The 15,535-nt window shown below is 60.8% G+C and carries 13 protein-coding genes; 11 read left to right on the top strand and 2 right to left on the bottom strand.

The window, feature by feature from the left end; all coding sequences use genetic code 11:
• Positions 1-191: 191 nt before the first annotated feature.
• From ACM6IM_RS28990 to ACM6IM_RS28960, 7 genes are all read left to right on the top strand, one after another.
• Positions 192-1,793 carry an ABC transporter substrate-binding protein gene (locus ACM6IM_RS28990; protein WP_414866987.1) on the top strand — a complete coding sequence of 534 codons (1,602 nt, stop codon included), beginning with the start codon at positions 192-194 and terminating at the stop codon, positions 1,791-1,793.
• A gap of 174 nt (positions 1,794-1,967) precedes the next feature.
• Positions 1,968-3,365 (top strand): OprD family porin, encoded by a 1,398-nt coding sequence (locus tag ACM6IM_RS28985; RefSeq protein ID WP_192309603.1) that lies wholly within the window; start codon positions 1,968-1,970, stop codon positions 3,363-3,365.
• Positions 3,366-3,445: 80 nt separating this feature from the next.
• Complete coding sequence (locus ACM6IM_RS28980) at positions 3,446-5,041, top strand: ABC transporter substrate-binding protein (RefSeq protein ID WP_414866986.1); 1,596 nt, start codon at positions 3,446-3,448, stop codon at positions 5,039-5,041.
• Between the two features lie 74 nt (positions 5,042-5,115).
• Positions 5,116-6,126, top strand: coding sequence for an ABC transporter permease subunit (locus ACM6IM_RS28975; RefSeq protein WP_192309599.1), 1,011 nt, complete (start codon positions 5,116-5,118; stop codon positions 6,124-6,126).
• A gap of 11 nt (positions 6,127-6,137) precedes the next feature.
• The gene (locus tag ACM6IM_RS28970; protein WP_192309596.1) at positions 6,138-7,064 is read left to right on the top strand and encodes an ABC transporter permease subunit; all 927 of its coding nucleotides are present in this window, start codon (positions 6,138-6,140) and stop codon (positions 7,062-7,064) included.
• Positions 7,065-7,074: 10 nt separating this feature from the next.
• Complete coding sequence (locus tag ACM6IM_RS28965; protein ID WP_414866985.1) at positions 7,075-8,043, top strand: ABC transporter ATP-binding protein; 969 nt, start codon at positions 7,075-7,077, stop codon at positions 8,041-8,043.
• Complete coding sequence (locus ACM6IM_RS28960) at positions 8,043-9,023, top strand: peptide ABC transporter ATP-binding protein (protein ID WP_192309592.1); 981 nt, start codon at positions 8,043-8,045, stop codon at positions 9,021-9,023. The genes ACM6IM_RS28965 and ACM6IM_RS28960 overlap by 1 nt, the downstream gene beginning before the upstream one ends.
• A gap of 120 nt (positions 9,024-9,143) precedes the next feature.
• On the opposite strand, the gene ACM6IM_RS28955 is transcribed toward ACM6IM_RS28960, so the two are convergent.
• The gene (locus tag ACM6IM_RS28955) at positions 9,144-9,398 is read right to left on the bottom strand and encodes a hypothetical protein (RefSeq protein ID WP_414866984.1); all 255 of its coding nucleotides are present in this window, start codon (positions 9,396-9,398) and stop codon (positions 9,144-9,146) included.
• A 326-nt stretch (positions 9,399-9,724) separates the two neighbouring features.
• Positions 9,725-11,308, bottom strand: coding sequence for a peptide chain release factor 3 (locus ACM6IM_RS28950; protein WP_192309588.1), 1,584 nt, complete (start codon positions 11,306-11,308; stop codon positions 9,725-9,727).
• Positions 11,309-11,779: 471 nt separating this feature from the next.
• On the opposite strand from ACM6IM_RS28950, the gene ACM6IM_RS28945 reads away from it, so the two are divergent.
• Genes ACM6IM_RS28945 through ACM6IM_RS28930 form a run of 4 tightly spaced genes read left to right on the top strand, consistent with a single transcriptional unit; the run spans position 11,780 to position 15,231 of the window.
• Positions 11,780-12,496 carry an ABC transporter permease gene (locus ACM6IM_RS28945; protein ID WP_414866983.1) on the top strand — a complete coding sequence of 239 codons (717 nt, stop codon included), beginning with the start codon at positions 11,780-11,782 and terminating at the stop codon, positions 12,494-12,496.
• A gap of 20 nt (positions 12,497-12,516) precedes the next feature.
• Positions 12,517-13,410 (top strand): glycine betaine ABC transporter substrate-binding protein, encoded by an 894-nt coding sequence (locus ACM6IM_RS28940; protein ID WP_414866982.1) that lies wholly within the window; start codon positions 12,517-12,519, stop codon positions 13,408-13,410.
• 13 nt (positions 13,411-13,423) lie between these two features.
• Positions 13,424-14,077, top strand: coding sequence for an ABC transporter permease (locus tag ACM6IM_RS28935; protein ID WP_192309582.1), 654 nt, complete (start codon positions 13,424-13,426; stop codon positions 14,075-14,077).
• Complete coding sequence (locus ACM6IM_RS28930; RefSeq protein WP_192309580.1) at positions 14,074-15,231, top strand: betaine/proline/choline family ABC transporter ATP-binding protein; 1,158 nt, start codon at positions 14,074-14,076, stop codon at positions 15,229-15,231. The genes ACM6IM_RS28935 and ACM6IM_RS28930 overlap by 4 nt, the downstream gene beginning before the upstream one ends.
• The last annotated feature ends 304 nt before the right edge of the window (positions 15,232-15,535 follow it).

The raw sequence follows: 15,535 nt of genomic DNA, 5'->3' as shown, positions 1-15,535 counted from the left end.
TTCCTACGAGTCTTTAGGACTTTACGCATTTACTGCCAGACCCACGCCTCTTAACGTCGGGATCTGACCAGTGTATGCGTGGGCAATGGGTTATCGCTGCTTGTCATGGATTGAAACAAGAGAGGCCACCACGCCTGCGGCGGGGTGGGTCGCTCGTTGAGAACACTTAGAGAACGAGAAAAGGGAGCGTCATGCGCCATACCTTGGTTTTATCCGCATTGCTGGGCACCGGCCTGTTGGCCGCCACCTCCGTCAGCCAGGCCGCCAACAACAGCCTGGTGTTCTGCTCCGAAGGCAGCCCGGCGGGCTTCGACACCGCGCAGTACACCACTGCAACCGATAACGATGCCGCCGAACCGCTGTACAACCGCTTGGCAGAGTTCGAAAAAGGCGCCACCAATGTGGTCCCGGGGCTGGCGAAGAGCTGGGATATTTCCGAAGACGGCCTGACCTATACCTTCCACCTGCGCGAAGGGGTGAAGTTCCACACCACCAAGTACTTCACGCCAACCCGTGACTTCAACGCCGACGACGTGCTGTTCACCTTCAACCGCATGCTCGATCCGCAGCAACCTTTCCGTAAGGCTTACCCCACCGAATTCCCGTATTTCAACGGGATGAGCCTGAACAAGAACATCGCCAAGGTCGAAAAGACCGGGCCGCTGACCGTGGTCATGACGCTCAACAGCGTGGACGCCGCGTTCATCCAGAATATCGCCATGAGCTTCGCCGCCATCCTGTCCGCCGAGTACGCCGAGCAGTTGCTGGCGTCGGGCAAGCCGAGCGAAATCAACCAGAAGCCGATCGGCACCGGGCCGTTCGTGTTCAAGAGCTACCAGAAAGACTCCAACATCCGTTACAGCGGCAACAAGCAGTACTGGGACCCGAGCCGGGTCAAACTCGACAACCTGATTTTCGCCATCAACACCGACGCCTCGGTACGGGTGCAGAAGCTCAAGGCCAACGAGTGCCAGGTCACCCTGCACCCTCGCCCTGCCGATGTCGACGCACTGAAGAACGACCCGAAACTCAAGCTCATCGAGAAGCCTGGTTTCAACCTCGGCTACATTTCCTACAACGTGCGCCACAAACCCTTCGACCAGCTCGAGGTGCGCCAGGCGCTGGACATGGCGGTGAACAAGCAGGGCATTCTCAACGCCGTGTACCAGGGCGCCGGCCAACTGGCGGTCAACGCCATGCCGCCGACCCAGTGGTCCTACGACGACACCATCAAGGACGTCGCCTACAACCCGGAAAAAGCCAGGGAACTGCTCAAGGCTGCCGGCGTCAAGGAAGGCACCGAAATCACCCTGTGGGCGATGCCGGTCCAGCGCCCCTACAACCCGAACGCCAAGCTGATGGCCGAAATGCTCCAGGCCGACTGGGCGAAGATCGGGCTCAAGGTAAAGATCGTCAGCTACGAATGGGGCGAATACATCAAGCGCACCAAGAATGGCGAACACGACATCAGTCTGATCGGCTGGACCGGCGACAACGGTGACCCGGACAACTGGCTCGGCACGCTCTACAGCTGCGATGCCATCGGCGGCAACAACTACTCCCAATGGTGCGATCCGGCTTACGACAAGTTGATCAAGCAGGCCAAGATCGTCACCGATCGCGACCAGCGCACCGTGCTTTACAAACAGGCCCAGCAACTGCTCAAGCAGCAGGTGCCGATCACGCCTATCGCCCACTCGACGGTCAACCAGCCGTTGAGCGCCAAAGTCGAAGGCTTCAAGGTAAGCCCGTTCGGCCGCAACGTGTTCTCGGGTGTCAGCATCGATAAATAACAAACCGTGTAGCTAAAACGCTTGGGGGTGCATTGCACCCTCACGCAAGCGTATTGCCGTAAATCGCCTTATGGGCAACTAGCAAACGTTTGCCTTGCGTGAATGAGTTCCAACAAATAGCCGGACCACCAAAAAAACCGGCATTAAAAAAAAAGAAAGTAAGGAGCTTCACCCATGAAACTGAGCAGCACCGCGATATTGGCCCTGGCCATCAGCAGCATCACCGCCACGGCTTACGCGGAAACCCAGAGCCAGGCGTTCACCCCGGTCACCGTGAAAGACAAGAGTGCACAGAGCGAAGCGACCGGCTTCATCGACGGCCAGTCCCTGAGCGGCACGACCCGCAACTGGTACTCCAACGAAGACCTGCAGCGCGGTGGCCGTTATGGCTACGAGCGCCACGGTGAGGAATTGGAAGGCTCGCGCCGGATCAATTGGGTCCAGGGCACCATCCTCAACTACAGTTCGGGCTTCACCCAAGGCACCGTGGGTTTCAGCACCGAAGTGGCGGCGTACAACGCGATTGCGCTGGACCGTAGCCGCGAAGACATCAAGGGTGGCTCCAACCGCACCCTGGCTCACTCCAACGGCGACGCGGTCGACCAGTGGAGCAAACTCGGCCTGGCCAACGTCAAGGCACGCCTCTCCAACAGCACCCTGACCGTCGGTCGCCAGAGCTACAGCAGCCCGCAAGTGGATACCATCGGCAACCGTGCGCTGCCATCGAGCTTCCAGGGCGCCAGCCTGAAAATCGGCGAGCTGGACAACCTGGCTTTCGATTTCGCGACCTTTGACCGCGTGTCCCCGCGTATGGAGCAGAGCCAGCAGAAATTCCGTTCCGAATACGGCAACCGCAGCGTGGAATCCGACCACATCTATACTGGCGGCATCACCTACAACCCGTTGGCCAGCCTGACCACCAGCCTCTGGGCGACCCAGGCCAAGGACTTCTGGAACCAGTACTACTTCGGCGCCAGCCACGTGCTGGGTGACAGCCAGGTGCTGAGCCTGACCACCGGCCTGAACTACTACAAAACCCAGGACGAAGGTAAAAAGCTGCTCGGCGACATCGACAACGACACCTACTCGCTGTCGTTCGGTCTGACCCACCAGGCCCACAGCCTGACCTTCTCGTATCAGGAAGTGAACGGTAACGAGTACTTCGACTACCTGCACGAAACCAACGGTATCTACCTGGCCAACTCCCTGCTGTCGGACTTCAACGGCCCGAACGAAAAATCGTTCCAGATCGCCTACGGCCTGAACATGGCTGAATACGGCGTGCCAGGCCTGAAATTCAACCTCTACCAGGCGCGCGGCTGGGGCATCGACGGCACTCACTACAACGGCAATGGCGGCGTAGAAGGCAAAGGCTACGATGGCATTCAGAAACAGGACGGTGAACACCATTACGAATATGGCATCGGCGCCTCCTACGCGGTACAAAGCGGCCCGCTGAAAGCCACTGCCATCCGCGCCACCTACACCACCCACCGCGCCAGTGAGCAACAATCCGATGGCAGCATCAACGAGTTCCGCCTCGTGACCACCATCCCGTTCAACATTTTGTAATGCACCCGGCCGAACGGCTGATTCAGCGATGAATCGGCCGTTCGGCTTTTGTCCTCTTAACCGATTGCAGAGGGTTCTTGATGAAAATGCTTCCCCTACGTGCGGCCATCGCGGCCGCCTTGCTGAGTGTTGCGGTTGGCGCAGCGGCCAAGCCCCTGGTGGTTTGCACCGAGGCCAGTCCGGAAGGCTTCGACATGGTTCAATACACGACTGCAGTCACAGCCGACGCGGTGGCCGAAACCATTTTCAATCGCCTGGCAGACTTCAAGCCCGGCACTACGGATGTCGTGCCGGCACTGGCCGAGTCCTGGGACATCAGCGAAGACGGCCTGACCTACACGTTCCACCTGCGCAAGGGCGTCAAGTTCCACACCACCGAATACTTCAAGCCGACCCGCGACATGAACGCCGACGATGTGGTCTGGAGCTTCCAGCGTCAGCTGGACCCGAAGCACCCGTGGCACGACAAGTCGAGCGTGGGCTTTCCCTACTTTGAAAGCATGGGCTTCAAGGAGCTGCTGAAAAGCGTCGAGAAAGTTGACGACAACACGGTCAAATTCACCCTGACCCGCCGCGAAGCGCCGTTCCTGGCCGACATCGCCATGGCGTTCTCCTCGATCTACCCTGCCGAATACGCCGACCAGTTGCTCAAGGCCGGCAAGACCGGCGACCTGAACAGCAAGCCAATCGGGACCGGACCGTTCATTTTCCAGCGCTACAACAAGGACGCCCAGGTTCGCTTCAAGGCCAACCCGGAGTACTTCCGTGGCAAGGCACCGGCTGACTCGCTGATCCTGGCGATCGCCATCGACAACAACGTGCGCCTGCAGAAACTCAAGGCCAACGAATGCCAGATCGCCCTGTATCCCAAGCCCGATGACATTCCGAGCATCAAGAACGATCCGAAGCTGAAAGTCGATGAACTCAACGCGATGACCGTTGCCTACATCGCCATGAACACGTCGCACAAATACTTGAGCGACGTGCGCGTGCGCAAAGCCATCGACATAGCGTTCGACAAGGAAGCGGCGGTCAACGCGCTGTTTGGCAAGGGCAATGCCACCGTCGCGGTCAACCCGTACCCCGACACCCTGCTAGGCTACAACCACACGCTGAAAAACCCGACCCGCGACCTCGACAAGGCCCGTGCCCTGCTCAAGGAAGCCGGCGTACCGGAAGGCACCACCTTCACCCTGTTCACCCGCAACGGTGGCGGTCCGACCAACCCCAACCCGATGCTCGGCGCGCAGATGATGCAGGCTGACCTGGCCAAGGTCGGGATCAAGATCGACATTCGCGTGATGGAATGGGGCGAAATGCTCAAGCGCGCGAAAAACGGCGAGCACGACCTGGTTTCCGCCGGATGGGCGGGCGATAACGGCGACCCGGATAACTTCCTCACGCCTCTTCTGAGTTGCGAGGCGGCCAAAAACGGCGAAAACTACGCCCGCTGGTGTAACGACAAGTTTCAAACCCTGCTTGATCAGGCCCGGGCGAAAACCGACCCGGCCGAACGTGCAGCCTTGTATGAACAGGCCCAGGTTCTTTTTAACCAGGATCTGCCATGGATCAGCATGGCGCACACTAGAATGTTCACCGCAATGCGCAACAACGTAGAGGGCTATCACATTAGCCCCCTCACCACGAATAACTTCGCCACCACCCAGGTGAAGTAAATAAGAAAACTCCCGGTGTCCCTGACCCCAGGGACACCAGGCACGCCTAACCGGCTGATGAGGTACACCACACGATGTTTAGTTTTATTGCCCGCCGACTGGGGTTACTGATCCCCACGTTCTTCGGCATCACGTTGCTGACTTTCGCGTTGATACGCATGATCCCTGGCGATCCGGTGGAAGTCATGATGGGAGAACGTCGGGTCGACCCCGAAATGCACGCTCAGGCAATGGAACGCCTAGGTCTGAACAAACCGCTCTACGCCCAGTACCTGGACTACATCGGTAAACTGGCCCACGGCGACCTGGGAGAATCCCTGCGTACCCGTGAAAGCGTATGGACCGAGTTCACCTCCCTCTTCCCCGCGACCCTGGAGCTGTCCATGGCCGCGCTGTTGTTCGCCGGCATCCTGGGCCTGCTGGCCGGGGTCATCGCGGCACTCAAGCGAGGATCGCTGTTCGACCACGGGGTGATGGGCATCTCCCTGACGGGGTACTCGATGCCGATCTTCTGGTGGGGCCTGATCCTGATCATGTTCTTCTCGGTGTCCCTGGGCTGGACCCCGGTTTCCGGACGGATCGACCTGTTGTACGACATCGAGCCGCGCACCGGCTTCATGCTCATCGACACGCTGCTGGCCGATGAGCCCGGTGCGTTTGCCGACGCCCTGCATCACCTGATCCTGCCAGCCATCGTGCTCGGCACCATCCCGCTGGCGGTGATCGCGCGGATGACCCGTTCGTCGATGCTCGAAGTGCTGCGCGAGGACTACATCCGTACCGCCCGCGCCAAAGGCCTGTCGCCCGCTCGCGTGGTGTTCGTGCACGGCCTGCGCAACGCGCTGATTCCGGTCCTGACGGTGGTCGGCCTGCAAGTCGGCACCCTGCTGGCCGGTGCGGTCCTGACCGAAACCATCTTTTCCTGGCCGGGCATCGGCAAATGGCTGATCGAAGCCATCGGCGCCCGTGACTATCCGGTCGTGCAAAACGGCATCCTGTTAATCGCCTGCCTGGTGATTCTGGTCAACTTCGTGGTGGACATCCTCTACGGCTTTGCCAACCCACGCATCCGTCATCAGCGCTGAGGACATCATTCATGAGCACTCCAACTTCCTCAGTAGCCACCGCTGCCTCCGCGGCGGATCAGAGCCTGCTGTACCCCTCGCCCTACAAGGAATTCTGGCAAGCGTTCGCCCGGAACAAAGGTGCTGTCGCCGGCCTGCTGTTCATGCTGTTGGTGATCTTCTGCGCGATCTTCGCGCCGTGGGTGGCCCCGCATAACCCGAGCGAGCAATACCGTGACTTCCTGCTGACCCCTCCGGCCTGGCTCGAAGGCGGGCAGATGCAATTCCTGCTCGGCACCGACGAACTGGGACGCGACTTGCTGTCGCGGCTGATCCAGGGTTCGCGCCTGTCGTTGCTGATCGGTCTGTCGTCGGTGGTGATGTCGCTGATTCCGGGGATCCTGCTCGGTCTGTTCGCCGGTTTCTTCCCGAAAATGCTCGGCCCGACCATCATGCGCCTGATGGACATCATGCTGGCCCTGCCGTCGCTGCTGCTGGCCGTGGCGATCGTCGCCATCCTCGGCCCAGGCCTGATCAACACCGTGATCGCCATCGCCGTGGTGTCGCTGCCGTCCTACGTTCGCCTGACCCGCGCCGCTGTCATGGGCGAGCTGAACCGCGACTACGTGACGGCTGCACGCCTGGCCGGTGCCGGCCTGCCACGCCTGATGTTCATCACCGTGCTGCCCAACTGCATGGCGCCGCTGATCGTTCAGGCCACCCTGAGTTTCTCCTCGGCGATTCTCGATGCCGCCGCCCTGGGCTTCCTCGGCCTTGGCGTACAGCCGCCAACCCCGGAGTGGGGCACCATGCTGGCTTCGGCCCGCGACTACATCGAACGCGCCTGGTGGGTGGTGAGCCTGCCGGGCTTGACCATTTTGCTCAGCGTGCTGGCAATCAACTTGATGGGCGACGGTCTGCGCGATGCGCTGGACCCGAAACTCAAGAACGCCGCCTGAGGAGATTCCCATGTCACTGCTAGAAATCAAGAATCTCAACGTTCGCTTCGGCGACAAGAACGCCACACCCGTGGTCGACGGCCTCGACCTCAAGGTGGACAAGGGCGAAGTGCTGGCCATCGTTGGCGAGTCCGGCTCCGGCAAGTCCGTAACCATGATGGCGCTGATGGGTCTGATCGAGCACCCGGGGATCGTCACCGCCGATTCCCTGAGTTTCGACGGCCAGAACATGCTCAAGCTCAGCAGCCGCCAGCGCCGGCAGATCGTCGGCAAGGACCTGGCGATGGTGTTCCAGGACCCGATGACCGCACTGAACCCGAGCTACACCGTCGGTTTCCAGATCGAAGAAGTCCTGCGCCTGCACCTGAAAATGTCCGGCAAGGCGGCGCGCAAGCGTGCCATCGAACTGCTGGAAAAGGTTGAAATCCCGGGCGCCGCCAGCCGTATGGACGCCTACCCGCACCAGTTGTCCGGCGGCATGAGCCAGCGTGTCGCAATCGCCATGGCGATTGCCGGCGAACCGAAACTGCTGATCGCCGACGAACCGACCACCGCCCTCGACGTCACGATTCAGGCGCAGATCATGGAGCTGCTGCTGGCGTTGCAGAAAGAGCAGAACATGGGCCTGGTGCTGATCACCCACGACCTCGCGGTCGTGGCCGAAACCGCCCAGCGCGTGTGCGTGATGTACGCCGGCCAGGCCGTTGAAGTCGGCCAGGTGCCGCAACTGTTCGACATTCCTGCGCACCCGTACAGCGAAGCACTGCTCAAGGCGATTCCGGAGCACAGCCTCGGGGCTTCACGCCTGTCGACCCTGCCGGGCATCGTTCCCGGTCGTTACGACCGTCCGCAGGGCTGCCTGCTGTCGCCGCGCTGCCCGTACGTGCAGGACAACTGCCGCGCGCAACGTCCAGGCCTTGATCCGAAAAGCCACAGCCTCGCCCGCTGCTTCTACCCGCTGAACCAGGAGGTGGCGTAATGGCCGTCGTACTTACCGCCCGCGACCTCACCCGTCACTACGAAGTGTCCCGTGGCCTGTTCAAGGGCCACGCCACCGTGCGCGCCCTGAACGGCGTGTCGTTCGAACTGGAAGCTGGCAAGACCCTGGCCGTCGTCGGTGAATCCGGTTGCGGCAAATCCACCCTGGCCCGCGCCCTGACGCTGATCGAAGAGCCGTCCTCGGGGTCGCTGAAAATCGCCGGCCAGGAAGTGGCCGGTGCCGACAAGGCCCAGCGCAAGCAATTGCGCAAAGACGTGCAGATGGTGTTTCAGAGCCCGTACGCCTCGCTCAACCCACGCCAGAAGATCGGTGATCAACTGGCCGAGCCACTGCTGATCAACACCAGCCTGAGCGCCGCCGAACGTCGCGAGAAAGTCCAGGCGATGATGAAGCAGGTTGGCTTGCGTCCCGAGCACTACCAGCGTTATCCGCACATGTTCTCCGGCGGTCAGCGCCAGCGGATCGCCCTGGCCCGCGCGATGATGCTGCAGCCCAAGGTGCTGGTGGCAGACGAACCGACCTCGGCGCTGGACGTATCGATCCAGGCACAGGTGCTGAACCTGTTCATGGACATGCAGCAGGAATTCAACACCGGCTACGTGTTCATCTCCCACAACCTGGCCGTGGTGCAACACGTGGCCGATGATGTGATGGTGATGTACCTCGGTCGCCCGGTGGAAATCGGTCCGAAGCACGACATCTATGCCCGTCCGTTGCACCCCTATACTCAGGCACTGCTGTCGGCGACACCGACCATCCACCCGGATCCGGCCAAGCCGAAAATCAAGATCGTCGGCGAGCTGCCCAACCCGCTGAACCCGCCGCCGGGCTGCGCCTTCCACAAGCGCTGCCCTTACGCGACCGAGCGCTGCAGCACTGAAGAGCCGCTGCTGCGTCCACTGGACAGCCGTCAGGTGGCTTGCCACTACGCGGAGCAGTTCCTCGACGGCGCTGCGTAAAAAAGACCTGTGGGAGCGAGCCTGCTCGCGATGGCGGTGTGTCAGTCTATATTCATGTTGACTGACACACCGCCATCGCGAGCAAGCTCGCTCCCACAAGGTTGCGTCGATTCCCGCAGTTTACGTCTGACTATCATCCTCATCCGCGTCATCAGCACCCGGATCGTCCATCGAATCATCATCGCCCGAACTGCCACCCTGTCCCTGATCACCCGGTTCGGATTCGGACTTGGCGACCATCAACCCCGCATGCCCCTCCTGCCCGCTCGACGCCTGCGTGTCATGGTCCTCGCACTCGGCCCAAGCCATCGACGTCCCGAAGGACAGCATCACCAACACCTTCAACAGCAATAGAATGCGAAACAACCTGTTCATAGCCGATTCCCTCCTGATCAACGAATGCCATCCGGCGCCGAATACCCATCAGTGCCGATCAGCCCCGTTCTCCAGATAGGACGCCACTGCATCCAGAAAATGCAAGCAACCGAAAGACCGGTTGTGAATTACCCTTATTCCAATCCCTCCGCCCCCTGTAGGAACGAGCTTGCTCGCGATGGTCATCAACGATGACGCTGGCAGCCTGACACCCAGCGGCGCACTTCAGACCATCGCGAGCAAGCTCGCTCCTACAAGGGACCGTGATAACAATAAAAAACCCCGGCGCTTTGGCGACCGGGGTTTTGGGTGTCTCAGCTCAGCGTTTAGTGATGCTCGCGCGTCGCGCGGAATTTCACGTCTGGCCAGCGCTCTTCCATCAGGGCCAGGTTGACCCGGGTCGGGGCGAGGTAGGTCAGGTGACCGCCGCCGTCGAGTGCCAGGTTTTCCACGGCCTTGTTGGAGAATTCCTCGAGTTTCTTCTTGTCGGCGCATTCGATCCAGCGCGCGGAGTACACGGTGATCGGCTCGTAGGAGCATTCCACCTTGTATTCCTCTTTCAGGCGGCTGGCGACCACGTCGAACTGCAGCACACCCACGGCACCCAGGATGATGTCGTTGCTGCGCTCCGGGAAGAACACCTGGGTCGCGCCTTCTTCGGCCAGTTGCTGCAAGCCCTGGCGCAACTGCTTGGATTTCAGCGGGTCACGCAGGCGCACGCGGCGGAACAGTTCCGGGGCAAAGTGCGGGATGCCGGTGAAGCCCAGGGTTTCGCCTTCGCTGAAGGTGTCGCCGATCTGAATCGTGCCGTGGTTGTGCAGGCCGATGATGTCGCCGGCGTACGCCTCTTCCAGTTGCTCACGCTCGGAAGAAAAGAAGGTCAGGGCGTCGCCGATGCGCACGTCCTTGCCAGTGCGCACGTGGCGCATCTTCATGCCTTTTTCGTATTTGCCGGAGCAGATGCGCATGAAGGCGATACGGTCGCGGTGCTTGGGGTCCATGTTCGCCTGGATCTTGAAGATGAAGCCCGAGAACTTCTCCTCCACCGGCTCCACGGTGCGCTCGTTGGCCACACGCGCCAGCGGGCGCGGCGCCCAGTCCACCACGGCGTCGAGGACGTGATCGACGCCGAAGTTGCCCAGCGCGGTGCCGAAGAACACCGGGGTCATCTGACCGTCGATGAACTCCTGCTGGTTGAATTCGTGGCAGGCACCCTGGACCAGCTCGAGCTGCTCGAGGAAGCGCTCGTACTCGTCACCCAAGTGCGCGCGCGCTTCGTCGGAGTCGAGTTTCTCGATGATCCGGGTTTCGGTGCGTTCATGACCATGGCCAGGGGTGTAGACAATGATGTAGTCGCCGGCGAGGTGGTAAACGCCTTTGAAATCACGGTAGCAACCGATCGGCCAGGTGATCGGCGCAGCCTTGATCTTGAGGACGGCTTCGATTTCGTCGAGCAGTTCGATCGGGTCGCGGATGTCACGGTCGAGTTTGTTGATGAAGCTGACAATCGGCGTGTCGCGCAGTCGGCAGACGTCCATCAGCGCGATGGTCCGTGGCTCTACACCCTTACCGCCGTCGAGCACCATCAACGCCGAGTCCACCGCCGTCAGGGTGCGATAGGTATCTTCGGAGAAGTCTTCGTGACCCGGGGTGTCGAGCAGGTTGATCATGTGCTCGCGATACGGGAACTGCATGACCGACGTGGTAATCGAGATGCCCCGCTGCTTTTCCATTTCCATCCAGTCGGAAGTGGCATGGCGGTCGGATTTGCGGGATTTCACCGTACCGGCAATCGCAATCGCCTTGCCCATCAGCAAGAGCTTCTCGGTGATGGTGGTTTTACCGGCATCGGGGTGGGAAATAATGGCAAAAGTGCGGCGTTTCGCGACTTCGGCGGCCTGTCTGGTCATGGGAAATCGCCTGGCGGTGATTCAAAAAAGGGCGGCGAGTATAGCGCAAACCGACCGCCCCAAACCACCGCCCGCCGGCCACTTTGCGGTCTTGAAAGGAACGTGGGGCAGGATAAAGGGTGGCTAAATGCTGCCAGCTATGGAACCTTTTAAAAGGTGGAGGCGTCCACTCCCCTGTTACGACACTCGTATCAGGGGCTGAAAAATCAGCAAGTTAGCCTGACGAGGCTGCGCTCATGGCTCGATGTGGCCGTACGCCGTCCCCTGTAGGAGCGAGCTTGCTCGCGATGGTCGTCAACGATAACGCGTGCTTGTGAAAGTACCCGTTGCCTGGACGTCTATCGCGAGCAAGCTCGCTCCTGCAGTGGAAAGCGCTCGGCCATCAGCCGCTTCTCGCGAACGCCTGCCCGGCAGCCAGCAATGGCCTGCCAGACGGGACTGCGTTCGCCGACCAAGAAAAGGAGTCCGCCTGTGGCTATTCGCTATGGCAAAGGGCTGACAGGAGGTGCGGTTGCGGTCGCCCTCCTGGCCCTGCTGGTCCACTGGATTGGCATCAACACGATTGAACAGTACCGCGACGATTTATTGTTTTACCTGCAAGCGCATTTGATTCTGGTCCTGGCCTCCATGCTGGCCGCCCTCGTTGTGGGCATCCCCGCCGGGATCTTTCTCAGCCGCCCGTCGATGGTCGACCGCGCCGAGCGCTTCATGCAAATCTTCAACATCGGCAACACCGTGCCGCCTCTGGCCGTACTCGCCATCGCCCTGGGCATTCTGGGCATCGGCAGCGGCCCTGCGATCTTCGCCCTGTTCCTCGCCTCGCTGCTGCCCATCGTGCGCAACACCTACGAAGGCTTGAAAAACGTCCAGGGCTCGCTCAAGGAAGCCGCCGTCGGCATCGGCATGACCCCGCGCCAGGTCCTGTGGAAAGTCGAACTGCCGAACGCGGTGCCGATCATCATCGGCGGTGTGCGTGTGGCCCTGGCGATCAACGTCGGGACAGCACCCCTGGCATTCCTGATCGGCGCCAACAGCCTGGGTAGCCTGATCTTCCCCGGCATCGCCCTGAACAATCAGCCGCAACTGCTGCTCGGCGCCGCCTGCACCGCCCTGCTGGCCCTGCTGCTCGACGGCCTGGTGACATTCGCCAGCCGACTCTGGCTCGAACGCGGCCTGCGCCCGTCTTAAGCCTCGGCAAAGGAATATTCATGAAAATACCAAGCTTGATTCTAGGCGGCCTCCTGCTGCTCGCTGGCTTTGCCCAAGCCGCCGAAAAACCGCTGCTGCGCATCGGCGCCCGGGTGTTCACCGAACAAACCCTGCTGGCGGAAATCACTTCGCAATACCTGCGCACCAAGGGCTACGACGTGCAAGTCACCGGTGGCCTGGGCAGTAACCTGGCGCGCAGTGCCCACGAAAGCGGCCAGTTGGACATGCTCTGGGAATACACCGGCGTGTCGCTGGTGGCCTACAACCATGTCACCGAAAAACTCGACAGCGCGCAGTCCTACGCCAGGGTGAAAGAACTCGACGCGAAAAAAGGTCTGGTCTGGCTGAGCCCGTCGAAATTCAGCAACACCTACGCCCTCGCCCTGCCGAAAAAGGTGGCCGACGAGTACCCGCAGATCAACAGCATCAGCGATCTGAACAAGGTGTTGCACCAGGAAGCCACGACCAACAACCTGGTGGCCCTGGACACCGAGTTCGCCAATCGCTCCGACGGTCTGGCCGGCATGGTCGATCTGTACGGCATGAACCTGACACGCAAGAACATCCGCCAGATGGACGCCGGCCTGGTCTACACCGCGTTGCGCAACGGTCAGGTGTTCGCCGGACTGGTCTACACCACCGACGGCCGCCTGAACGCCTTCAAACTCAAACTGCTCGAAGACGACAAGCATTACTTCCCGGACTACACCGCCGCGCCGGTGGTGCGCCAGGCCTTCCTCGATGCCCATCCGCAACTGGCCGAGCAATTGAAGCCCCTGGCCGAACTGTTCGACGACGAAACCATGCGCCAGCTCAACGCGCGGGTGGATGTCGATCACCAAAGCCCTTCAGCCGTTGCCGCAGACTTCCTGCGCCAGCATCCCTTGAACTGATAAAGGAAAAGACATGGAATTTATCAACGCCTTTTCCCACCTCGATTGGCAGCAAGTGCTGCACCTGACCTGGCAGCACATCACCCTGGTCGGCATCGCCGTGACCCTGGCGATCGTGGTCGGCGTGCCGCTGGGCATTCTGATGACGCGTTTCCCGACCCTCGCCGGCCCATTGCAGGCCAGCGCCACGGTGCTGCTGACCGTACCGTCGATCGCCCTGTTCGGCCTGTTGCTGCCGTTCTACTCGACCTTCGGCCAGGGTCTTGGCCCGATGCCGGCGATCACCGCGGTATTTCTCTATTCGTTGCTGCCGATCATGCGCAACACCTACCTGGCCCTGACCGGCGTCGAACCGGGTATCCGCGAAGCCGCACGCGGCATTGGCATGACCTTCGGCCAGCGCCTGCGCATGGTCGAACTGCCAATCGCGGTGCCGGTGATCCTCGCGGGCGTGCGCACCGCTGTGGTGATGAACATCGGTGTCATGACCATCGCCGCCACCATCGGGGCCGGTGGCCTCGGCGTACTCATCCTCGCTTCCATCAGCCGCAGCGACATGTCGATGCTGATCGTCGGCGCCGTGTTGGTCAGTCTCCTGGCCATCTTCGCCGACCTGCTCCTGCAATGGCTGCAACGCACGCTGACTCCAAAAGGACTCCTGAAATGATCGAACTCCAAAACCTCAGCAAGACCTTCCAAAGCAACGGCAAAGACGTGAAAGCCGTGGACTCGGTCAGCCTGACCGTCAATGAGGGCGAGATCTGCGTGTTCCTCGGGCCATCGGGTTGCGGCAAGAGCACCACGCTGAAAATGATCAACCGCCTGATCAAGCCGACCTCGGGCAAGATCCTGATCAACGGCGAAGACACCACCGACCTCGACGAAGTGACGCTGCGGCGCAACATCGGGTATGTGATCCAGCAGATCGGCCTGTTCCCGAACATGACTATCGAGGAGAACATCGTGGTCGTGCCGAAACTGCTCGGCTGGGACAAACAGAAGTGCCACGACCGCGCCCGCGAGTTGATGAGCATGATCAAGCTGGAACCCAAACAGTACCTGCACCGTTACCCCCGCGAACTGTCCGGGGGTCAGCAACAACGGATCGGCGTCATCCGCGCACTGGCCGCCGACGCCCCGCTGCTGCTGATGGACGAACCGTTCGGCGCGGTCGACCCGATCAACCGCGAGATGATCCAGAACGAATTCTTCGAGATGCAGCGAGCGCTGAACAAGACCGTGATCATGGTCAGCCACGACATCGACGAAGCCATCAAGCTGGGCGACAAGATCGCCATCTTCCGCGCCGGCAAGCTATTGCAGATAGACCACCCGGACACCTTGCTGGCCCACCCGGCGGACGAGTTCGTCAGCAACTTCGTCGGCCAGGACAGCACCCTCAAGCGCCTGTTGCTGGTGAAGGCCGAAGACGCGGCGGACAACGCGCCGTCGGTCAGCCCGGAAACCCCGGTGGCCGATGCGCTGGAATTGATGGATGAGCATGACCGTCGTTACGTCGTGGTCACGGATGGCGAGAACAAGGCGCTCGGTTACGTACGACGTCGCGACCTGCACCGTCAGACCGGTACCTGTGCGCAGTACCTGCGTGAGTTCAATGCCACTGCGGCGTATGACGAGCATTTGCGCATCCTGTTGTCGCGGATGTACGAGTTCAACCGCTCGTGGTTGCCGGTGATGGATGCCGAGCGGGTGTTCCTGGGGGAAGTGACCCAAGAATCGATTGCCGAGTACCTGAGTTCCGGCAAATCCCGTGGCGGCAAGACCAGCATCGTGTCGCCGGCGGAGGCTGCGGCCGTCTGATCGGCCCCCATCACGTCAACCTGTGGGAGCGAGCCTGCTCGCGATAGCGGAGTGTCAGCCAACGACAATGTGGCCATGGCAAATCGCGAGCAGGCTCGCTCCCACTTTTTCGCTGCCATTCGGCGTTACTCAACGGCCGGAAAGAAATATCAACACCCACGCCTTTCAACCGCTTCGAAAAACCGCCCTCGCACTCACCAGATTTGCACTGACAGAACCGTCTCGCAGCCAACGTCGCCGATGTTGACGTCATTGTAGTTATCGATGATCTGGGGCTCATAAGTGTCGAACGTGCAGGTATTTT

It is taken from the genome of Pseudomonas sp. IT-P12 (genome assembly GCF_949767465.1).
Taxonomy (GTDB): Bacteria; Pseudomonadota; Gammaproteobacteria; order Pseudomonadales; family Pseudomonadaceae; genus Aquipseudomonas.
Note: the sequence above shows the minus strand (reverse complement) of the source record. Positions and strands in the feature narration are given on the sequence as shown.